Genomic DNA, 20,368 nt, shown 5'->3' on the forward strand with positions numbered 1-20,368 from the left:
GTGGAGTCGGGTCAGGAAAGTTCATCCGTCGTCACGCGCGCGACTTCCTCCAGGGTGGTGATCCCTTCGAGCGCCTTTTTCAGTCCGTATTCACGAATGGTGGTGAAGCCCTCCTTGCGCGCCTGCGCCAGCAGCTCCGCCTCCGAGCCACGCTTGGAAACGAGCGCCTGCATGGCATTGCTCATGATGGCGAATTCATACAGCGCGATACGACCCGCATACCCCGTGCCCCGGCACTGCTGGCAGCCTCCGGGCGTGGCATGATAAAGCGTTTTGGTTTTCACCTCGGGGAAACCCAGTTTCACCAGTTCCTCACGCGTGTAGCGGGAGGGCGACTTGCAGGCGGAACACAGGCAGCGCACCAGCCGCTGGGCGATGAATGCGCGCACAGACGAACTGACCAGGAAGGGTTTCACGCCCATCTCAATCAAACGCGTGATGCCACCAAGCGCGTCATTCGTATGCAGCGTCGAGAAAACGAGGTGGCCCGTCAGCGAGGCGCGCACGGCGATCTCCGCCGTCTCCAGATCACGAATTTCCCCCACCATCACCACATTTGGATCTCCGCGCAAAATGCTGCGCAGGCCGCTGGCGAAGGTCAGGCCGATCTCGCTCTTCACCGGAATCTGCACGATGCCCGGCAGCTTGTTTTCCACCGGATCCTCAATGGTCACGATGCGGCGATGCACGCTGTTGAGCTGGGAGAGGAAGGTGTAGAGCGTGGTGGACTTGCCGGAACCCGTCGGCCCCGTCACCAGCACGATGCCGTTCGGCTTGGCCAGCAGTCCTTCGATGATCTCGCGGTGTTCTGGGTTCAGCCCCAGGCGGTCCAGGGTGAAGCGCTCCTGTCCCAGGAGACGCAGGCTGATGGACTCGCCCTCCACACTTGGAATGCAGGCCACGCGAACGTCGATCGACTGGCCGTCCGCCATCAGATTGATACGTCCGTCCTGTGGCAGGCGCTTCTCGGCGATGTCGAGCTTGCTCATCACCTTGATGCGCGCGATCACTGAGGCTTGCAGCGACTTGATGTTTTCCGGCACGGGAATTTCGTGCAAGAAACCATCGATGCGGTAACGGATGCGCAGGCTGTCCGGCTGCGGCTCCACGTGAATATCCGTGGCCTTCTGCGCCAGCGCCTCGCGAATGATCTGATTGACGAACTTCACCACGGAGGCGTCCTCGTCTTCGTCATCAATGACATTGGCCTCGTCGCGCAGGTGCCCGTCAGCATTGGCGTCTCCGCGGGCCTCAATCAGCGCATCAAACGTCTCAGCGCCAACGCCATAAAGCTGCTGAATGGCTCCCAGAAGTTCGCTGCGCGGGGTCAGGCACCATTTCACCGGCAGCAGCGAAACCCTCGCCACCGCCTGCTTGGTTGTCAGGTCAAACGGATCATGGCAGGCCAGCAGGAGTTTGCGGTTGTTCTGCTGCGCCTCTCCGCTGAATCCCAGCGGAAAGACTTGGTGGCGGACGGCAAACCGCGCCGGGATCAGCCTTTTCAGTTCTGCGGTATCCGCCGGATCTGGCTGCGGAGTTTCCACCCATTCCCACAGGAGATTCTCCGCCAGATGGCGCGTGAACTGCCGTTCGTCTACGGCACCGCTCTCTATAAGAGCCTGCACTGGAGACATTCCGCCTGTGGCCGCGTGTTCCAGGGCGGTGTGCATGTCCGCGGGGTCCACGCCAGCAGCTTGGGCGCTGGATTGTAAGAGCGTGGTCATTGAGGAAAATGGGGCAACAGAAAGCAATGATTGAACGCTGAAGGCGAACAGACGTCAAGCAACTGATACGGCAGGTGCCATTTATGATGCACCGACGCCACCCTGCCCCTCTTCTTAAGCATTCACGCCCATCCACCCCCGCGCCATCCTCCCCATCGCCTCCCCCACCCACCCGCGAACGCCAGCACCCACAAAAACTGGGAGAATTCGTACATTTTTTGTAACGAAGAAGCACTGGCGGGGTATAGAAACAGCAATGTAAGTACGCCACGAATCAAAAGTTGATCAAAATTCGACAATTTTTTGCTACCCACTTTCCCTAAATCTGTTATTCTCCGCCCACCTTGCCATGAAATTCCTCCGTCCTACCCTTGTTCTGCTGTCTGTGCTCGCGAGCTACGCTCAGGCTCAGGTGACCACCACTCCAGTGGGCTTCGTAACCATGTCCATTGCAGGCAATGGTGGAAGCGGGCAACCTGCATACACGTTTGCCTCGTTGGGGCTTGTAAATCCAACACTTCTGCAATCGACAATCACCTCCTTTGGCACCAGCACAATTACGGACAGTGCTGCAACTTGGCTGGACAATGCCTATAACAGCACCACTGCAGGTGCGCTTCCGACTCATTTTATCGAAATTTTGTCAGGATCAGCCGCAGGAAATATCATCGATATCACTGCGACATCAGCATCAAGCCAGACTTTGACGCTGAACACTAATTCCGTCAGCCTCGCATCACTCGGCGTTACGGCAGGAACTTCGTATGCAATACGTCAGCATTGGACCATCGCCAGCGTCTTTGGAACGGGCGCCTCCGTCACACTGCAAGGTGGTTCATCCACCAGTGCGGACCAGGTTCAGCTGTTTCGTGCGAATGCATTCGTAAGCTACTACTATCAGACTTCTGGACGTGGTTTGACCAACGCTTGGGTTCAGAGTGGCAATGCAAATGTTGATGCTGGCACGACGGTCATCTATCCCGATGATGGTATTCTTATCGTCCGAAACCAGAGTTCGAACGTTTCAGTCACTATTTCTGGATCCGTCAAGACTGGCCAGACGTCAATTCCCGTTAATTCAGGTTACACCCTTCTTGGCAACGTTTACGCAACTGGAATGACCCTTGGCACCTCCAATTTGTATACAGGGAATGCGTCTACTGGAGTTGCAGGAGGAAGTTCAACCTCCGCAGATCAGGTAATGTTTTGGAATGGCACGGCCTTCGTTGCGTATTACTATCAGACCAGCGGCCGCGGTCTTTTGAACACATGGGTGCAAGCGGGTAATGCGAACGTCGATGCTAGCAGCACTCCGATTCCTGCCGGTGCCGCGCTGTTTATCCAACGCAATGGCGCCGCATTTTCATGGGTAGCTCCTCAATTCCCAGCAAGTTTCAACTAAATCCGCAAGTTTGAGCCGAAAGAACAATAAAATGAAAAAAACACTGATTCTCTTGATGGCGCTTGCTGGTGCCAATATTTCAAACGCCGCCTCGGTCGCATGGAATGCTTTTAACGACACTGGCGTCATTAACACAGGCACCGTTTCTACTGCTGCAGCTCTTCCAATCGGAAGTTGGGTGCAAATTGGGTACTTCAAGACCCTGTCGGATGCTACTGTCACCGCTGATGCCGCCACGGTGGCTGGCACTGCTGCGCTTGCGGCCGACTTTTACACTTTCGGCTCGCTGCAAATCTCTGCAAATGGAACGTCTACGCCCAACTCTGGCTTGGGGGCGGCTGGACCTGGCGGCTGGCAGCAGTTGACCAATAACTTCTCTTATGCTTCGAATCCTACGTTCATCGCGGGTCACCAAGCGTATTTTTGGGTGATGAATTCCACAAATAATTCGTCCCTGAGCGCAGCTGAGGCTTCAGTAACCCAACAGGCGATTTTCACCCTGCCAAGCTGGACGTTTCCTGCCTCCGACATCTCCGGGCAGAAGAATTTTGATATCTCCGACCTCTCCAGTGCAAGCCGCAATATGCTTTTTGGCAGCTACATTTCGGGAGCTAACAATACAAACCTGACAGCTGCGGGTTTTGCTTCCACAAATAACGCTGTTCAGCTTGCCACAGTTACTGCAGCTCCTGAACCTTCTCGCGCACTCCTGCTTGGTGTTAGCTTCGGAATTTTCTTGATCCGTCGCCGCCGTCGCTAGTTCTCCTGGAATATTTCTCACCAACAAAGAGCGACTATCCCTCGGATAGTCGCTCTTTTATTTTGATTCGTGCCACTCCGCAATATCACCGAAAGTTTCGCGCTCGTTCCTATCCGCGAACCAACATGTTCGTTTCGTTTACTGAGATCAATGAGCGTTCTTTTGTTGAAAAAAGCCCCTTCCCTCACGCAGAGCCCCCTATAATGAAAAGGTAGATCAAACGTTCATCCCGTCCCAGCGGCAGTTTATTGATTCGACCCTCCGGGTTGTTTCAGTCCTTTCCTACAGCGCTTTCCGCCACAGAACCTCTTCCTCTTTGAGCAGGACGTCGGGGTGAATCTTTTCAGCGATCGCATACGCCCGGGCCTGGTCACCGTTGGCAGCTAGAAGTCCCGCGCACACCGCCCCTTCCCCCTTCGTGAAGCTCTCGGGCGAATGAATCTTGCCGAGATGCTCGGAGACTTGCGCCATGTCATGCATTCGATAAGCCTTCAAGGCCCGCATGAGTTGAAGAACGTCGTTCTTCTCATCCTCCGACCGGCCGGCTTGGCCCTCTTCCAGGGTAACTTCCACCCTTTCTCCCCGAAGCAGGCGAAGGTAATCGCGCCTCCAGGCATACCCATGATTTTCCGGCCGCAGTTCCGCCATCCGCACGGCGATCTTCATCAACTCCTCCGAATCCTTCATCTGCATGGCCATGTCCCAGCACTTCACCAACATCTCAAATTCCTGCCCATAGGCGGGATCCGCCAGCGCCTGATAAGCCTGGAGCGCGATGTCAGGCATGTTCCCATCGTTGCCCATCTGCCCCACCAAGGAGAGCACAAACGGCTCTCTCCCTGTTTTTGCTTCACGCAGCGCCAGTTCCAGGTGGGCCCGGGGTTCGCGGAAATCATCCGGTTTCAAATTCTTTGCGGCCAGCGCCCTCCACGTTTCGGCCAGCGCGTTGGACACCGGCAGCCTCTTGTCCTTTGAAATCAGGCTCATCAGTTCGCTCCAGCGCTGCTGCGCCGCCAGCCCTTGCGCGACCATGGGAAACAGCTCGGGAGATTTCATCAGTTCCTCTTCCGGCACCAGGGACATCAGCTTGTCATATTCCTTCTCCGTGGCCAGCCAGCGCCCCAGATGGGCCTTCTCCAGCTTCGTTCCTTTTTGGTAACGCGAGACCTCAGCATTGATCAGGTCATCGCGATGGGACGGATCTAGTTGCAGCAGGATCGTGACTACACCCAGTCTGTCAGTGGGCGAGATTCCAGGCTGTTTGTTGGCCAGATCCAGCAGCCTGCTGGCTTCAGCCACCGTGAGGTTCTTCTGCTGGCTGAGCACCCGCACAGCGTTCTGCCCCCACTCATTGGGCTGGCGCGCCAGGTCCCACAACCGGCGCAGCGCCGCCTCCTGGATTTCAGGAAATGTTCCCGACAGGTCTCTAATGGCGGTGCGAAAGACCACCTCCGGGTCGCCTGGAAACAGGCGGAACAGCCGGGCCCCCTCTGCATTCGCCTCTTTCGGGTGTCCCTCTGCGTTCAAAATCGTGATGCTCAGCTTGAGGGCATCAGCGCTGCTGCGGTCCTCTGCCGGCACCTTTTCCAGCGCCCGGCGTGCAGCGTCAATCTTGCCGGCCGCAAGATGGAGCCGGCAGGCCCAGATGTAATCCACTGGAAGCATCCGTCCTTTGGCCTCCAGTTTGTCGAGGATGGTGTGGAGTTCCGCAGGTTCCAGACGGGTGGCCTCGAGGTAATCCGCCACCACTCGCAAAAACTCAGGCTCCTCCCGGTCCCGGCCTTGGATATGCTGGATCCCGCTCACCGCCCCCGCCCAGTCCTTTTGGGCGATCGCCTTCCGCGCCTTCTCAAGAAAATGCGCAGAGCCACGGAAGCGCTCCAAATCAAACTTGATCACAAACAGAGAGGCGAAGCCTAGCACAACGGCGATCACCGCACACCACGCAAAAATGGCAAAGGGCGAGAGCACTCCGTGTTTCGGAGGAACCAATCCATCGTTGTGATATTCAGGCATGCCGCAGGCAGAGGTGGTGCGAAGCGTCATGCGTTCGCTCCGGCATAAACGGGGATTAGCACGCTCAAAGCAAGTCTTAAGCTGTACTTGCTTCGTTCCGCAAAATCCTCTTGCATCTGAGGCCACGGTAAGTACTTGCCTTAATGCCCACGCCAAAAACCTGCTGCATTCAGAGCCTCGCAGCGGAGTTCAAAATCTGGCTCGTGAGCCACGAATCCAGATTCCAGGTGCAACATTATTGGCACGCTTTTCTGCCTGCATTCACCTCCGCGCAGCCACCGCGCAGACGGGACGGTGGGTGCCCCCCGCGAACACCCGTCCGCGAACCTCGAGGCGGACCCCGGCTCCATGGCGAAATTCATATGGCCTTCACCGCCAGACAGGGTAATCTACGTAGTTGATGAGGCCCACGCCCCCAGTCCGACGTCACCATCAGATCCGCATTGCCGCTGGCTCGGCTTTGCTGGCCGTGCTTTGCCTGGTGACGGTGCTGTCCTTCATCATCATTTCGACCATGGGGCTTTCCATGCAGCATGCCGGCATGCAGCAGACCCGCATCGGACTGCTGCGCGCACGGCAGCTCGCCGAGATGGGTGTGGCTGTGGCGGTCAATCCCATGGTCAAACCCGGCGATCCAGCCCTCTCCGCCAGCATTTCCGCGATCGAATCTTTCAATGCCGTCGTCACCACTGAAGAATCCCGTTTGAATCTCAACCGCCTGCTCACACAGGACCGCCTGCCCGTTCTTGAGCGCATGTTCATCTCGTGGGGCCTCTCTCCCGCGAATGCTCAGGGGGTTGCCGCCAGCCTGCTGGATTGGACCGACGCGGACGACCTCAAAATCCGGCCGGACAGCGCAGAGCGCTCCGATTACGAGTTCCTCGGTTTTCGTGACCGCCCCTCCAACCGCCCGCTGGCCAGCCTGGATGAAGTGGATCTGGTGGCCCGCATCGAAGAAATTCGCCAGGTCCGCCCTGACTGGCGCTCGCTCTTCACCCTGCGCGGCAGTGGTCAGCTCGATGTGAATGAAGCATCGGCGGAAGTGCTGGCAGCGCTGACGGGTGCTTCTTTGTCCAATGCCCAGCAGCTTGTCAGCCTGCGCAATGGTCTCGACGGCCTGCCCCACACGGAGGATGACCGGGCCTTGAACAGTCTCGATGAAGTCGTCGCATTGCTGGGCATAGGCGGTCCGGGCGCGGCTCAGATTCTCCCAATGCTGACCCTGCACGGCCCCACCTTGCGCATTGAGAGCATCGGAACGGCTGGCGATGAACGCGCCGGCATCGCGGTGTCAGTTGTGCGCGATGGCGGCGGCGGTGCCCGCATTGCGGAATGGCGTGAGTTCATGCTTGAAAGGAGGCGCTCATGAGCGGCTTCCAGTTGAAACGCCAGTCCGGGCATTTCCTACGTTTTCCGGGAGAGGAAGCCTGGGAGACGTGGACCGGCGCGTCCGGTGAGCAGCTGCAGCTCACCCCAGATGCGCCCGCCACCACAGGCGGCGTGGCGGCCGTCGAAACCCTGGCTTTTGACAGCTCCCCTTTCTGGCTGCTGCTCAGCGAGGGCAGCGCCGATGCTGCGGATGCAGTCTCCCTCCGCTGGGAAAGTCTGGGACTTGCCAGCGAAGGCCAGGCAAAACCGTGGGTGCACTGGACCGTTGCAAAATCGGGCAAGCGCATGCTCATCGCCACCGTGGCCTTGAATGGCGAATCGATGCTCACGGACTGGCGTCGTCTTTCCCCGGAGTGGTTTGAGCCCAGCGCCTGCCTGCTGCCGCTGCCGCCGGATGCCATCACCGTATGGAAGGAGCTCGGACGCTTCGTGGCGGCCTTCACCCACGGCCCCAGGTTGCTGCACGTCACCACGCTGACCTCACGCAGCCTGGATGCGGACGCTGCCTTTGAACTGCGGGATCTGCATGCCGCCCTTCAGGCGCACGGCTTTGCTGAGGCCGTCCAGACCCTGCACATCTGGACCCACAGCGAGCCCGACTTCGCTCCGCAGCTGGCCTGCCTTTTTGAGGCTGCGGACATCATCAAAGACCAGCGCCCCGCTCCCGTTCTCCCCGCCCAGCCTTCCGGCATGCTTCCAGCAGAGATGGTGCACATCCGCAGGCAGAAGCAGCAGCGCCGCCAGAGGGTGCTTCTCATGGCGGCCGCAGCCATGATCTACCTCGCCTTCTTTGGCGCCTGGTGGGCCAGCCTCAGCCTGCGCGAGACCCGTTTGCTGCGTACCGAGGCCGTCCTGGCCGCCGCCCAGCCGGAGATCGACAGCGTTCGTGAAACCCAGCAGCAGTGGATGGATGTGGAGCCTGCCATCAATCCCGATCTCTATCCCGTGGAGCTGTTTCATCAGGTCGTTTCGCTCCTCCCGGATGAAGGCATCCGTTTGAAGGAGTTTCAAGTCAATGCAGAGCGCATCGTCATCAGTGGCGAGGCCGCCTCCGTCAATATGGCCACCTTGTTCAGGGACAAGCTGTTCGCCTGTGTCCCCTTGCAGCGTTACAGCTGGAACGTCCCCCAGCCTCGCATCCGTGATGAGGACAACCGTGCTGAATTTCGCGCAGAAGGAACTTTAACCGGAGGCGCCACAGGACATGAAGCCCAGTGAACGCAGGCTCCTCACGATTTTGGTCGTGCTGGCCCTGGTGGCTGGCAGCGCCATCCTTTCCCAGTTCCTGCTTCGCAAGCAGCATCTCATCGAGCGGCGGGAGGAGTCACTGGCCCTGCGCCAGCTTGAAGCGGATGGCATGCTGGCGGACAAAGATCTCTGGCATGCGCGCCAGAACTGGCTGCAGAGTACTCAGCCTTCGATGACCAGCGAGAGCCAGGCCAGCAACGAACTCCTCGACACCCTGGTGACAGCCGCCACCAAAAACGACCTTGTGGTGCAGAAGCGGGCGCTGCAGGAGCCCGTGACGCGGCCGTTCTATCGCGAAGTGGGCGTTTCTCTCACGCTGAAAGGGCAGTTGCCCGCCATGTTCCGCTGGTTGCATGAAATGCTCGAGCCCTCGAAATTCCGCGCCATTTCCGTTTTGAAAATCACTCCCGATGAAGCAGACAAATCCGCCGTGGTATGCACGGTGATATTCAGCCGGTTCTACGCACCTGCGTCCGCAGCCACCGCACCCAAGGAGGCTCCCGAATCATGAGCCTCCCTCGTCTGCTTCTGCTGCTGCTCCCCTGCGTGCGCCTCCTCGCGCAGCAGGAGCCTGACGGCTTTGCTCCTCCCGCCGCCTATCCGCTGGACCGCTATGAAGCCGGCTGGAACAAAAACCCGTTCACTCTGAAGACAGCTCCCGTCGTCGCAGCGACGGCCTCGTTTGCGGCGGATCTCGCCATCGGCTCGTTCTACGGCGCGGAGGAAGATCCCACCGTGGTCATCGTCAACACCAAGACCAATCAGCGCATCCCCCTCAAAAAAGGCGTCGTGCATTCGAGCGGCATGAAGTTGAACTCGATCAGCTATGGCAGCAGCCGGAAGGATGTGGCTGCCGACGTCACGCTCGGCCCTGAGACGGCCACTCTGCATTTCAACGACAGCTACAGCAAGCAGGTGGCTTCAGCCGAATCTGCCAGAGCCCCCGCCGCTCAGCCGCAGGGTCAGCAGCCACGCCAGCTGCCAAATGGGAATCCCGCCGCGTCAAACACACGGCCGATGGTGCCGGCTCCTCCTCTTCCCAATCAGGGAGCGGCAGGCAACCCGCCCGGCGTCCCCGCCATGCAGGGAGCCAGCGGCTCTCAGCCCCCCTTCACCCAGCCCGCGCTCTCCACGGGTCAACAACCCAGAAACGTGCCGCAGCCTGCCGCATCGGGCCAGCCCTCCGCCCCTCCTCCCGTCGTGCCTCCTCGCATTCGAGTGGTGGCCCCCGTGACCAATCAGCCAGCACTAGCCCAGTAAATTCCTGAGCGCTCCCAGCCATGAAACAGCACCTTCCTCTCTTCCTCCTCTTCATGGTTTTCCTTGGCGCGCTGCCATTTCATGCCGCTGCGCAGAGCCGCCCGCCCGTTGGCATTCCCAGCCCGCAGCCGAACCGCCCAGGCTTTCCTCCCAACCCCGTGGGCCCTCCCACACCCGGCGGCCTGGCCAATCCCGGCACCCCCGCAAACCCGGCCGCGCCTGCAGGCCCGGCTCCAGCCCCCGCAGCAGCGGACACCACCAGCCCGGCGAGTCCCACGGACACGGGCAAAAATGTCATCACCTTCGTCGCAACCCCGCTCGCGGAAGTCATCGCCGAGTATCACCGCGTCACCGGTCGCCGCGTGCTCAAGGACCGCGGCTTGGAGAACTCCACCGTCACCATCGATGTGCCGGGAAAATTCAGCGATGAGGAATACCGCATCATCATTGAAAAGGGTCTCCTCATGCATGGCTACGCCCTGGTTCCCAGCGGCGACAATTTCGACAAGCTCGTCGCCACCGAGCAGGGCACCGTTCCTTCCACCCAGAATGTGCCCATGATTCTGCGCGGCGAAGACCTTCCCGCCACCGACCAGGTCGTGACCTTTGTCATGGAGCTGAACCATCTGGGTTCCGAAGATGCCAAGGCCGCACTCCAGGACATCATTCCTCTCCATCCCTACGGCAAGATGCTGGCCGTGCCCAATGTGCACTCCCTTATCATCACCGAGGCCTCGCAGACCATTCGCGCTTACGTCGAACTCGCCAAACGCATCGACCAGCCGCCGATGGAGACGGTGCAGAAAACCATCAAAATCGAACGTGCTGAGGCGGACGAAATCGTCGAGCAGCTCGGCGTGCTGCTCGGGCTGGGCAGCAGCGGCTCCGCCCCCAGCAGAAGGCCCTCCGCTCCCAGCGGCGGTGCAGTGCCTGCCTCCATTCAGCCCTCCGCCGCGGGCGGCGGGGCCTCCCAGTCATCCTCCGTTGGCAGCACCTCCACGGACTCGGTCAAACCCGTCATGCAGGCGGTGGCGCGCACGAACAGCATCATAGTCATCGCCAGGCCCTCGGACATGATTAAAATCGAGTCCCTGGTGCGGGAGCTGGATGCCGCCCCCACCACCAATCGGTACTTCTCGCGCAAGCTCAACTACCTGGACCTCACCACCTTCCTCACCATCGCGGAGAAGGCCCTCATGCGCAATGACCTCAAAGGGCAGGACAATTCCCTGGCCTCTCAGCAGCGCAATCAGCAGACCGGAACGAATCAGAACACGAACAACCAGGGGTTCAACAACGGCTCCCTTGGCTCCAACAGTCTCGGCGGCGGTCTCGGCAGCGGGCTCAACAGCGGCCTCGGCGGCCTGGGTGGAAGCTCCTCAGGAATGCTCGGCAGCGGCTCCGGCCTCGGCCAGGGCTTCAGCGGCAGTTCCGGCTCCCTGGACCTGCAGATCACCAAGAAACCCCTCAGCATTCTCATCGCCAACACCCTGGTCATCGCGGATCCCGGCAGTTCCAAATTCCTGGCCAGCGGACCGCCCGATCAAGTCAAGGCGCTGGAAGAACTTGCCGAGGAACTCGATGTGCGCCCCCGCCAGATCCTGCTCTCCGCCATCATCGGCGAGTTCACCCTCACCGATAACTTCAATTTCGGCCTCGACTGGATTCAAAGCCTGAAGCAGGTCGGCAACGACGGCCTCGTCGGCGGTGTGCTCAACACGCAGGGCACCGCCTTTGCCAATCCCTCCAATTTGAAGGACATTGCAGGCTTCCTTGGCACCGGTGGTCCTGCCGCGCTGGGTGGCCTGACCGCCTACGGCCAGATCAACAAAAATCTCAACGTCTTCCTTCAAACACTGGAGAGCACCAAGCGCTTCCACGTCCTGCAGAAGCCCACTCTTTCCACCCTCAATCATCAGTCCGCCCGCATCTACATCGGCCAGCAGGTCGCCATTGCTGGACAGAGTTATACCAGCGGCGTGGTGGGCGGCGGCTTCACTTCCACCACGCAGTACATTCCCGTGCGCCTTCAGCTCGACATCACCCCGCACATCTTCAACGACTCCGAGATCATGCTCGAGTTCCGGCAGCAGAAAAACGACATCGCCAGCTACACCACCATCAGCGGCAACCAGGTGCCCAACATCTCCGAGCAGGGCCTGTCCAACAACCTCATCGTGGCAGACCGCGCCACCGCCATGCTCGGCGGCCTCATCACCGAGCGGGACACCAACAACAAAAGCGGCCTTCCTTTCCTCGTCCGCATTCCTCTCATCAAGTATCTCGTCGGCAGCACCAACCAGGCCAAGGAACGCCGCGAGATGATGATCTTCGTTCAGCCTCGCATTCTCTCTGACGCCGACTCCCTCCTGCTCGAGCAGGCACGCTTCGGCGACTACAGCGGCAACTTTGACGAGACAGCCGCCTTCGCCGGCATGCCTGAAAATGAAGTGCCCCGGCCGGCTGCAGTCGCAAGCCAGAAGCCCAATGATCTTCTGCCTCCCCCCATCCCTGCAGCCGCCCCCGCTGGGGCTCCTGCGGCTGAACCTAAAAAGAGCTTCTTTGGCAAAATGAAGTCCATCTTCAGCCGCAAGAAAACCTCCCAGCCCTGAGTTGGAATTCCCGTTGGTGTGGGAACGAGGATAGATCGATCCTCACGCCCGCTTCCCCCTTTGAATCGCAGTCAGTTTGCAAGTGGGGTCCATGGGAAACGTGGCCCTCTCGTGCCCTTCTTCGACGGAGGCAACGGCCCACCCAATGCCTCCCGCAGCATTGGCTGCATCGGCGCGGGGCTCATCGCTTCGAATCGTTCTCAGAACGATTAAACTTACCCGCGCAAACCGGCGTTTGCTTTTGTTCCGGCAGCCTCATCAAGGGCGGAAAGATAAGGCCCCAATGAGGGGGGATAGGGGCGACACCTGATCCACCCATCAGGAGGCACAAACAGCTTTCGCGAGACAGGGACACCTTCTATTTCAGCGCCCCGAATCTCTCATGTGCCTCGTGCCAAAACATCGGTTTTGTCCGGTGCACTTGAAAGGTCCGACCTCAACTCAAACAACCCCACGACCAAACGACTCAGACTATGAAACTGACTGCAATGCTGAAAACGCTGGGCCTCATGGCTCTGGCTTCCACTCCTGTTCTTGCCGGAACGGCGCCCGCTCCCAAAAACCCCATCGCTCCAGCTCCTGTGGACGATGATCTCGGCATCGTTGCATCCATCGGTTATGACTCCAACTACGTGTGGCGTGGCATCAATTACGGTCAGCATTGGGTCCGCGCAGGCCTCAATGGCGCCATCCTTCTCGCCGGCGGTGCCGGTGAAGACGGCGCTGGCAGCACCTCTCTCCTTTGGGATGTGAACTACGGCTCCCTCGCCGGAGACCAGGACAGCTTCTCCCCCACTCTTCCTGCGTTTGTCGGTGTTCCGACCACCTCTTCCTTCCAGCGCCTGTCCCTCGGTGCCGCTGTCTCCCATGACCTCGGTCCTGTCAGCATCAGCTTTGGCTACAGCTACATTCACAACATGGGTCTGCTCGCCAATGGCAGCGGTCTTAACTCCATTCCCGGCGTTACCGGTGGCTACGGCATGAACGACATCCAGCAGCTCACGCTGGGCGTCAGCTCCAACCTTGGTCCGGTCAACCTGTCCTCCAGCGCCAACTACGATCTCGTCAACGGCGGCTGGTACTTCGACCTCAACGCCAAGTCCACCATCGCTGTGACCGATGCCATCAGCATCGTCCCACACGCAGGCCTCGGCTACGGCATCAACTACAATGCAGGCTTCACTCAGGGTTCCCGCAACCTTATCGGTGGCGGTGGCGTCAATGGCATCTTCGGCGGCAGCGCCTACACCAAGGGCATCACTGGCTGGACCGCACTGAACGTGGGTCTGGACTTCCCGATCAAGCTCAACAGCCGCGCCACCCTCACTCCTTATGTGGCCTTCAACCTGCCCATGGGTCCCTTCCAGAATCTCGCCCGCTCCTCCACGCAGCCCTACGCTCCTGGCATCGGCGGCGGCCCGGCCACCGCTTTCCACAGCGTGGCCTACTACGGCGTGACTCTCAGCGTCCGCTTCTAACCGTTTTTTCCACGGTTCCAACCTTCCAAGGTACCTCAAACCTCCCGGCTTCAGCCGGGAGGTTTTTTGCTTTTTATCCCCTGGCGAATGATTTTCCCCATTTTCCAATCAACTAAATTTCTACAGTCAATATAATTTACCATAATCGAATATAATGTAAAAAAGGCTTTGCGGAGTCACCTCCCCGGCTACCATCGCCGCCGAACGACCCCCGTAAGGTGGACCAGAACATTTGTTTTGCGCCCATTCATGCGAGTGTCCCGACCTCAACCCAACCTAGTACCAACCTGATCAGACCATGAAATTGAATGCATTGCTGAAAACACTGGGATTCCTGGCTCTGGCCGCCACTCCTGTTGTGGCCGGTCCGTCCGCCCCCGTTAAGAACCCAGTCGCTCCCCCTCCCGCGAACGACGACCTCGGCATCACCGCCTCCCTCGGCTATGATTCCAACTACGTCTGGCGTGGCATCAACTACGGCCAGCATTGGGTCCGTGCCGGCCTCAATGGCGCTCTCCTCCTCGTCGGCGGTGCTTCCGAAGACGGTGCAGGCAGCACCTCCCTCCTCTGGAATGTGGACTACGGCTCTCTTGCCGGTGACCACGACAGCTTCTCTCCTACCCTTGCTGCCCCCCTGGCTGGTCCGGTGAAGACCACCAACTCCTTCCAGCGCCTCCAGCTCGGCGCCGCCGTCTCGCATGACTTTGGTCCTGCCAGCGTCAGCTTCGGCTACAGCTACATCCACAACATGGGCGCCCTGGCCAACGGCATGGGCCTCAACCAGTTTGGTCCCCCCATCTCCGGTGGCTACGGCATGAACGACATCCAGCAGCTCACTCTGGGCGTCAGCACCAACGGGCTGGTACTTCGACGTGAACGCCAAGTCCACCATCGCTGTGACCGATGCCATCAGCATCGTCCCACACGCTGGTCTTGGCTACGGCCTGCACTACAATGCTGGTTTCACCCAGGCTTCCCGCAACCTCATCGGTGGCGGTGGCCTCTTCGGCACCAGCGCTGCTACCAATGGCTTCAGCGGCTGGACCGCACTGAACGTTGGTCTTGATTTCCCAATCAAGCTCAACAGCCGTGCGACCCTCACCCCCTACGTCGCCTTCAACCTGCCAATGGGCCCATTCTCCAATGCAGCCCGTTCCTCCACCCAGCCGTACGTCGCTGGTTTCGGTGGCGGCCCAGCCACCGCTTTCCACAGCGTGGCCTACTACGGCGTGACCCTCAGCGTCCGCTTCTAATCCAATCGTTCTCTGAACGATTGTTTCAACCCTTCAAGGTTTTCAAAACCTCCCGGTGCAAACCGGGAGGTTTTTTTGTGTCCGCCAGTAGGACTGGGTGTGGCGTAAGCACGCCCGTCCATCAGCGCATGGCAACGCCCCAATATATCAGCCGCCCAGCGTCGGTAGGGCGGGCTGTCCAGGCTGTGTGAAAACACTCTTTTTAGAGAGGCCTGCCCGGAATGCCGGTTAAATTCTGGCATTCTGCCAAGCGATTTTGCCTTCAGTGCTGTGCTGCTTTCCTGAGCGCTTGTAATGCGCTTCAGGCTGTGTGAAAACACTCTTTTTAGAGAGGCCTGCCCGGAATGCCGGTTAAATTCTGGCATTCTGCCAAGCGATTTTGCCTTCAGTGCTGTGCTGCTTTCCTGAGCGCTTGTAATGCGCTTATCAGAGGGAGGGTGCAGGGCATTTGAGGCCCGTTGACTCCCGTCATGCCGCCTTGGGCAGCGCTCTGAGCAGTTCGCTCATCGGTTTGAGATTGAGCACGCGCCTGAGGTTGTAGGCCAGCGCGCTGAGGCTGAACTCAGCTTTCACACGCTCCAGTCCGCGGGTCAAAAAGTCGCCGTGCCCCCATTGCTTGAGCGTGCCAAACACATGCTCGACCACTTCGCGCCTGCGGGCGCTGATCGCTGATTTTCCGGCCATGCGTGCCGCTGCCCGCTCCAGCACGGCTTCATTGCGCAGACGGTGGATCTTCCTGTAGCTGCCGCCGGTGCACCGGGCCTTAAGAGGGCAGCTGCGGCAGGCCGCTGCATTGGCATAGTGCAGGACGGTCTTGCCGTGGCTGCGGCATTTGCCCCGCAGCCTGAGACGCTTGTCTCCGGGGCATTGATACTCGTCTGCCACCGCGTCGTAGGTGAAGCGCTCCTTGCCAAACACTCTGCTGCCGTCCCTGCTGCTGCGTCCGCTGGTGCTGCCCTGCGCAGGCACATAGGTGATGATGTCTGCGGCTTCACAGGCTTCGAGCTCGTCGGCCGAATGGTAGCCTTTGTCGGCGACCACTTCGAGGCTCGGCACCTTGAGTTCAGTCTTCGCGGCCTGGGCGATGGCGCCGAGCTGGCCTCGATCACAGGCCGACTGCACCACCTCTTCGGCGACGATGAGGTCATGCTTTGCATCCACGGCGACCTGCACGTTGTAGCCGATGAAGAACCCGCCGCGCTGCGTGTCGCACATCTTGCGTGCATCGGCGTCGGTGAGCGAGACTTCGGTCCGGGCGCTCTTCTGCATCTCTGCAAGCAGCGCGGCATGCTCCTGGCGGCTGGCGCGCAGTCCGGCGATCTTTTCGGCCATGGTCTCAGGCTTCCTGCCGCCGGCGGGTGGCGAAGAGGAAGGCGGCGGTGGCGGCCCCTGCTCTGCATCATGCGTGTCGAGCTCGCGCAGGTAGTCATCAATGCGCTGGTCGATGTGTTTGATCACCTCGCGCAGCTGCTCGGCGTTGAAGTGGCGGCGCCTGCCGTTGCTGGCCTTGAACTTGCTGCCGTCGATGGCCACGAGCTCCGCGCCAAAGAGCTCGAGTTTGCGGCACAGCAGGTTGAACTCGCGCAGCACGCCTTTGAACGCCTTGCGGTTGTCACGGCGGAAGTCGGCGATGGTCTTGAAGTCCGGGCGCAGGGTGCGCAGCATCCAGATGACTTCGAGGTTGCGCGCAGCCTCCGCCTCCAGGCGGCGGCTGGAGCGGATGCGGTTGAGGTAGCCGTAGAGGTAGAGCTTGAGCAGGTCGGCCGGATGGTAAGGCGGACGCCCGGTGCCCTTGGCTGTGCAGCGCTCAAAGCCCAGGGCCTTGAAGTCGAGCGACTCGGCATACGCATCGATGAAACGCACGGCGGCTTCCGCTGCGACGTAATTGTCCTCAGCCCGCCGCCGCACGTCGCCCAAATCCCTTTCGCGAAATCGCGCCTCAAGCCACGCGATCAAAAAATATCCGGCTCCGGCACCGCAGGGCCATACTGCAGGAAGTCAAAGTCCGCGCCCTGATCCGCCTGCGTCACATGCTCCACAAACAGCTTCGCATACCCGCGGTGATACCGCACCGGCGCGGGCTTCCACTCGGCGCGGCGCTTCTCCAGTTCCTCATCGCTGACATGCAGATGCAGCTTCCGGTTCGGCACATCGAGTTCAATCAAATCGCCCGTCTTCACCAGCGCCAGCGGTCCGCCCACCGCGCTCTCCGGCGCGATGTGCAGCACGCACGCCCCGTAGCTCGTCCCGCTCATGCGGCAGTCGCTCAGGCGCACCATGTCACGTATGCCCTGCATGATCAGCTTCTTCGGAATCGGCAGCTGTCCCCACTCTGGCATCCCCGGCGCACCCACCGGACCCGCATTGCGCAGGATGAGCACCGTGTCCTTCGTCACATCCAGCTCCATGTCATCGATGTGCTTCTTCATCTCCGCATAGCTGTCATACACCAATGCCGGCCCGGTATGCGTGCACAGCTCCTTCGTCGCCGCCGCATGTTTGATCACCGCGCCATCCGGGCAGAGATTCCCGCGCAGAATCGCCGTGCCGCCATCCGGCTGCAGCGCCGTCGCCGGCGTGCGGATCACATCCTCATTGTGGATGATCGCATCTTCAATGTCCTCGCCCAGCGTCTTGCCCGTGATCGTCGGCACATCGGTGTGCAGCAGCTCGCGCATGCCATTTAGCAAGGCGCGCAGACCACCCGCCAGGAAGAACTCCTCCATCAAATACTTGCCCGCAGGCCGCATGTTCGCAAGCAGCGGAATCTTCCGGCTGATCTCGTCAAACTTCTCCAGCGGCAGCTTGATGCCGAGACGCCCCGCCATCGCCACCAGATGCACAATCGCATTCGTGCTGCCACCCAGCGCCATGTCCACCGCGATCGCATTCTCAAACGAGCGCTCGCTCACGATCCCCGACGGCTTGCGGTCCAGCCACACGTTCTCCACGATCTGCCGTCCCGCTGCCGCTGCGATCCGCGTATGCGCACTGTCCACCGCAGGAATCGATGACGCCCCAGGAATGCAAAGCCCCAGCGTCTCCGCCAGCGCCGTCAGCGTGCTCGCCGTGCCCATCGTCATGCAATGCCCAGGGCTGCGCGCGATGCCATCCTCGATCTCGCACCACTGCTCCCAGCTCAGATTCCCCGCACGTTTTTCATCCCAGTACTTCCACACATCACTGCCACTGCCCAGGGTGTCGCCACGCCAGTTGCCTTTGATCATCGGCCCGCACGGCATGTAGATCACGGGAATGTCCATGCTGAAGGCGCCCATCAGCAGCCCCGGCGTGGACTTGTCACAGCCCCCCAGCAAAACAGCCCCGTCGATCGGATTCGCCCGCAGCATCTCCTCCGTCTCCATCGCCAGAAAGTTGCGATGAAACATCGCCGTCGGCTTCGTCAGCATTTCGCCCGCCGACATGATCGGGATCTCCATCGGATGCCCGCCCGCCTGCAGCACCCCACGCTTCACCGCATCCGCCGTCAGCCGCAGATGCATGTGGCACGAGTTCAAATCGCTCCACGTATTCAAAACCCCGATCACCGGCTTCCCCACAATATCCTCACTCCCCCACCCAGCCTGCTTCGCCCGTGACCGATGCCCAAAGGAGCGAAGCTCATCACGGCCATACCAGCGCCAGGATCGAAGTTGCTCAGGAGTTTTGCGTGCGGGATCTATAGGGGAGGACATGAGGAGAGAAGTAACAAGATTCAGAGGGTGTAACAGGATGCCTCGGGGTTAGCGAGCTTGCAGCAGTTTCTTCACGTTTCCCTCAAATTCACGCGTGGTCACAATCTTGTCGGGATAGACCCAGACAATAAAATCATCTTCAGACGCATCCGACTGAAAGTAGATAATCCAGTCATTGCGGGCGTGAGCGAGTGCTTTCTGAATGCCAGTCACAAGGCGAGGAAATGCATGCATCGCTTCTTCACTCAATAGCACGATCGTGGTCGATCTTGCTCCTCCCCACTGAAGCGGGATGTTGTAGTCCTCACGTTCTTTGAATTCGGATGCAAATGACGTTTCGATCCGCTCTTGCAGCCACTCCAACTCAGATTCCAGGAGCTCATAATTTCCATCGGTTGGCAGCATTCCAAACGGTTCATGGGTATCAAATCGGTCAAACTCCTCCTGACTGACAACCTCCAGTCTTGTCGAAGGCATATGCCTGACCTTCTCCGCTTGAAACTCGATGTCCCAGCCAGACAGCTTTTTCCGAAACTCCGACACACCCGGCAGCTCTTGGCTGTCACGTTTTATATTGAGTCCATGAAGCTTGGGCAGGCCGCCCAAAGGCGTAAGATCAACCTTTTCCGCTTTCGTCCCGAGCCAAAGTTCTCGCAGCTCATTCAATGTCGAAAGCGGACTCAAATCCGTGATCACGCCACCATGCAAATTGGCGTGAGTGAGTCGTTTCACACCCTTCAAAGGCGCCAGTGAAACAAAACCTCCCGAGATATTCGCCAGATTCTCCAGGCTCGGAAACTTCTCCACGCCAGCAAGATCATCAACATGGGCTCCCCAGATGATGCGAAGCCCCGGCATCTCAGGAAAGCCTTCAAACGAGGAAAACGTATCGCCATGAATCTCCAGTTTGCGCAGTTTTGACAGCCTCCGAATCTTGGAGAAAACAGGCAGTTGATCCGATGAGATTTCCAAAGTTTCGAGATCAGGCAGCGCCTCCAGAACCGCCAAGTTCTTCACAGGGTTCTCCGCGATGTTCAGCTCTTTGATGGCAGGACATGCTTTGAGCGCAGACATATCCTCGATTTGATTGCGGGACAAATCGAGCCTTTTCAGTGCCTTGCAGGCATGAAGAGGCTGAATGTCTTTGATCTCATTTCTCTGAAGGATCAGCTCTGTCAGAGACCGCAGGTATTGGAAAGCATCCAGCGAACGTATCGGCCGTTTTTTCTCGTTAAGTCGTTGGAAACTGATCCACTTGGCCTTGGCAAGCCACGGACCGGCCTTTGCAGCCCACTCTTGAGGAATGACAGGGCGATAGTCCGGTTTGGCTCTCGCATCGTCACGCTCCTGCCACCCGTGGGAGTAATAGTCTTCCTCCAGTTCTCCACGCGCGTATTCCACCAGACTCTCGACTGTGTAAATCTGATCAACCGTCAGCTCAGTCGATCTTGCGTAATCGGCAAACAGTTCGTGGCTCATGGCAATGCGGGTGGCCACAAAAAGTAGGATGAACAAAATGAACTTCATGCGT

At 59.4% G+C, this 20,368-nt stretch carries 16 protein-coding genes; 10 read left to right on the forward strand and 6 right to left on the reverse strand.

The window, feature by feature from the left end; translation table 11 throughout:
* Positions 1-11: 11 nt before the first annotated feature.
* Positions 12-1,724 (reverse strand): GspE/PulE family protein, encoded by a 1,713-nt coding sequence (locus ACILSO_RS01425; protein ID WP_395735565.1) that lies wholly within the window; start codon positions 1,722-1,724, stop codon positions 12-14.
* A 349-nt stretch (positions 1,725-2,073) separates the two neighbouring features.
* On the opposite strand from ACILSO_RS01425, the gene ACILSO_RS01430 reads away from it, so the two are divergent.
* Positions 2,074-3,126, forward strand: coding sequence for a TIGR02597 family protein (locus ACILSO_RS01430; protein ID WP_395735566.1), 1,053 nt, complete (start codon positions 2,074-2,076; stop codon positions 3,124-3,126).
* Between the two features lie 31 nt (positions 3,127-3,157).
* On the forward strand, positions 3,158-3,886 hold the full coding sequence (locus ACILSO_RS01435; protein WP_395735567.1) for a PEP-CTERM sorting domain-containing protein: 729 nt from the start codon (positions 3,158-3,160) through the stop codon (positions 3,884-3,886).
* Positions 3,887-4,168: 282 nt separating this feature from the next.
* Here ACILSO_RS01435 and ACILSO_RS01440 read toward each other — a convergent pair whose 3' ends face one another.
* On the reverse strand, positions 4,169-5,932 hold the full coding sequence (locus tag ACILSO_RS01440; RefSeq protein ID WP_395735568.1) for a hypothetical protein: 1,764 nt from the start codon (positions 5,930-5,932) through the stop codon (positions 4,169-4,171).
* Positions 5,933-6,302: 370 nt separating this feature from the next.
* Between ACILSO_RS01440 and ACILSO_RS01445 the strand changes: the two genes are divergently transcribed.
* From ACILSO_RS01445 to ACILSO_RS01480, 8 genes are all read left to right on the forward strand, one after another.
* Positions 6,303-7,271: a general secretion pathway protein GspK gene (locus ACILSO_RS01445; RefSeq protein ID WP_395735569.1), complete on the forward strand. Its 969-nt coding sequence runs from the start codon at positions 6,303-6,305 to the stop codon at positions 7,269-7,271.
* Entirely contained in the window at positions 7,268-8,509 is a 1,242-nt protein-coding gene (locus tag ACILSO_RS01450) for a hypothetical protein (RefSeq protein ID WP_395735570.1), read from the forward strand. The genes ACILSO_RS01445 and ACILSO_RS01450 overlap by 4 nt, the downstream gene beginning before the upstream one ends.
* Positions 8,496-9,050, forward strand: a complete 555-nt coding sequence (locus tag ACILSO_RS01455) for a hypothetical protein (protein ID WP_395735571.1) — start codon at positions 8,496-8,498, stop codon at positions 9,048-9,050. Before ACILSO_RS01450 ends, ACILSO_RS01455 begins: the two co-directional genes overlap by 14 nt.
* Positions 9,047-9,799, forward strand: coding sequence for a hypothetical protein (locus tag ACILSO_RS01460; RefSeq protein WP_395735572.1), 753 nt, complete (start codon positions 9,047-9,049; stop codon positions 9,797-9,799). The genes ACILSO_RS01455 and ACILSO_RS01460 overlap by 4 nt, the downstream gene beginning before the upstream one ends.
* A 20-nt stretch (positions 9,800-9,819) precedes the next feature.
* On the forward strand, positions 9,820-12,411 hold the full coding sequence (locus ACILSO_RS01465; RefSeq protein ID WP_395735573.1) for a secretin N-terminal domain-containing protein: 2,592 nt from the start codon (positions 9,820-9,822) through the stop codon (positions 12,409-12,411).
* Positions 12,412-12,884: 473 nt separating this feature from the next.
* Positions 12,885-13,889, forward strand: coding sequence for a hypothetical protein (locus tag ACILSO_RS01470; RefSeq protein ID WP_395735574.1), 1,005 nt, complete (start codon positions 12,885-12,887; stop codon positions 13,887-13,889).
* Positions 13,890-14,187: 298 nt separating this feature from the next.
* The gene (locus ACILSO_RS01475) at positions 14,188-14,955 is read left to right on the forward strand and encodes a hypothetical protein (RefSeq protein WP_395735575.1); all 768 of its coding nucleotides are present in this window, start codon (positions 14,188-14,190) and stop codon (positions 14,953-14,955) included.
* Between the two features lie 61 nt (positions 14,956-15,016).
* Positions 15,017-15,142, forward strand: coding sequence for a hypothetical protein (locus ACILSO_RS01480; RefSeq protein WP_395735576.1), 126 nt, complete (start codon positions 15,017-15,019; stop codon positions 15,140-15,142).
* Here the strand turns inward: ACILSO_RS01480 and ACILSO_RS01485 are convergent.
* The 4 genes from ACILSO_RS01485 to ACILSO_RS01500 all read right to left on the reverse strand — a co-directional run bounded on the left by ACILSO_RS01485 (position 15,139) and on the right by ACILSO_RS01500 (position 20,364).
* Positions 15,139-15,507 carry a hypothetical protein gene (locus tag ACILSO_RS01485; protein WP_395735577.1) on the reverse strand — a complete coding sequence of 123 codons (369 nt, stop codon included), beginning with the start codon at positions 15,505-15,507 and terminating at the stop codon, positions 15,139-15,141. The two genes, ACILSO_RS01480 and ACILSO_RS01485, sit on opposite strands and share 4 nt — an antisense overlap.
* Positions 15,508-15,610: 103 nt before the next feature.
* Entirely contained in the window at positions 15,611-17,098 is a 1,488-nt protein-coding gene (locus tag ACILSO_RS01490) for an IS1182 family transposase (protein WP_395735578.1), read from the reverse strand.
* A complete protein-coding gene (araD, locus tag ACILSO_RS01495; protein ID WP_395735579.1) occupies positions 17,095-18,837 on the reverse strand; it encodes an L-arabinonate dehydratase in 1,743 nt (580 codons plus the stop codon). The genes ACILSO_RS01490 and araD overlap by 4 nt, the downstream gene beginning before the upstream one ends.
* A 48-nt stretch (positions 18,838-18,885) precedes the next feature.
* Complete coding sequence (locus ACILSO_RS01500) at positions 18,886-20,364, reverse strand: leucine-rich repeat domain-containing protein (RefSeq protein WP_395735580.1); 1,479 nt, start codon at positions 20,362-20,364, stop codon at positions 18,886-18,888.
* Positions 20,365-20,368 lie beyond the last annotated feature (4 nt).

The organism is Prosthecobacter sp. (assembly GCF_044226605.1).
Classification (GTDB): Bacteria; Verrucomicrobiota; Verrucomicrobiia; order Verrucomicrobiales; family Verrucomicrobiaceae; genus Prosthecobacter.

Bases quoted from the DNA above. Each gene is read 5' to 3' on its own strand.
- ACILSO_RS01425 (WP_395735565.1), bottom strand. From the start codon at position 1,724: ATGACCACGCTCTTACAATCCAGCGCCCAAGCTGCTGGCGTGGACCCC.
- ACILSO_RS01430 (WP_395735566.1), top strand. From the start codon at position 2,074: ATGAAATTCCTCCGTCCTACCCTTGTTCTGCTGTCTGTGCTCGCGAGC.
- ACILSO_RS01435 (WP_395735567.1), top strand. From the start codon at position 3,158: ATGAAAAAAACACTGATTCTCTTGATGGCGCTTGCTGGTGCCAATATT.
- ACILSO_RS01440 (WP_395735568.1), bottom strand. From the start codon at position 5,932: ATGACGCTTCGCACCACCTCTGCCTGCGGCATGCCTGAATATCACAAC.
- ACILSO_RS01445 (WP_395735569.1), top strand. From the start codon at position 6,303: ATGAGGCCCACGCCCCCAGTCCGACGTCACCATCAGATCCGCATTGCC.
- ACILSO_RS01450 (WP_395735570.1), top strand. From the start codon at position 7,268: ATGAGCGGCTTCCAGTTGAAACGCCAGTCCGGGCATTTCCTACGTTTT.
- ACILSO_RS01455 (WP_395735571.1), top strand. From the start codon at position 8,496: ATGAAGCCCAGTGAACGCAGGCTCCTCACGATTTTGGTCGTGCTGGCC.
- ACILSO_RS01460 (WP_395735572.1), top strand. From the start codon at position 9,047: ATGAGCCTCCCTCGTCTGCTTCTGCTGCTGCTCCCCTGCGTGCGCCTC.
- ACILSO_RS01465 (WP_395735573.1), top strand. From the start codon at position 9,820: ATGAAACAGCACCTTCCTCTCTTCCTCCTCTTCATGGTTTTCCTTGGC.
- ACILSO_RS01470 (WP_395735574.1), top strand. From the start codon at position 12,885: ATGAAACTGACTGCAATGCTGAAAACGCTGGGCCTCATGGCTCTGGCT.
- ACILSO_RS01475 (WP_395735575.1), top strand. From the start codon at position 14,188: ATGAAATTGAATGCATTGCTGAAAACACTGGGATTCCTGGCTCTGGCC.
- ACILSO_RS01480 (WP_395735576.1), top strand. From the start codon at position 15,017: ATGGGCCCATTCTCCAATGCAGCCCGTTCCTCCACCCAGCCGTACGTC.
- ACILSO_RS01485 (WP_395735577.1), bottom strand. From the start codon at position 15,507: ATGCCAGAATTTAACCGGCATTCCGGGCAGGCCTCTCTAAAAAGAGTG.
- araD (WP_395735579.1), bottom strand. From the start codon at position 18,837: ATGTCCTCCCCTATAGATCCCGCACGCAAAACTCCTGAGCAACTTCGA.
- ACILSO_RS01500 (WP_395735580.1), bottom strand. From the start codon at position 20,364: ATGAAGTTCATTTTGTTCATCCTACTTTTTGTGGCCACCCGCATTGCC.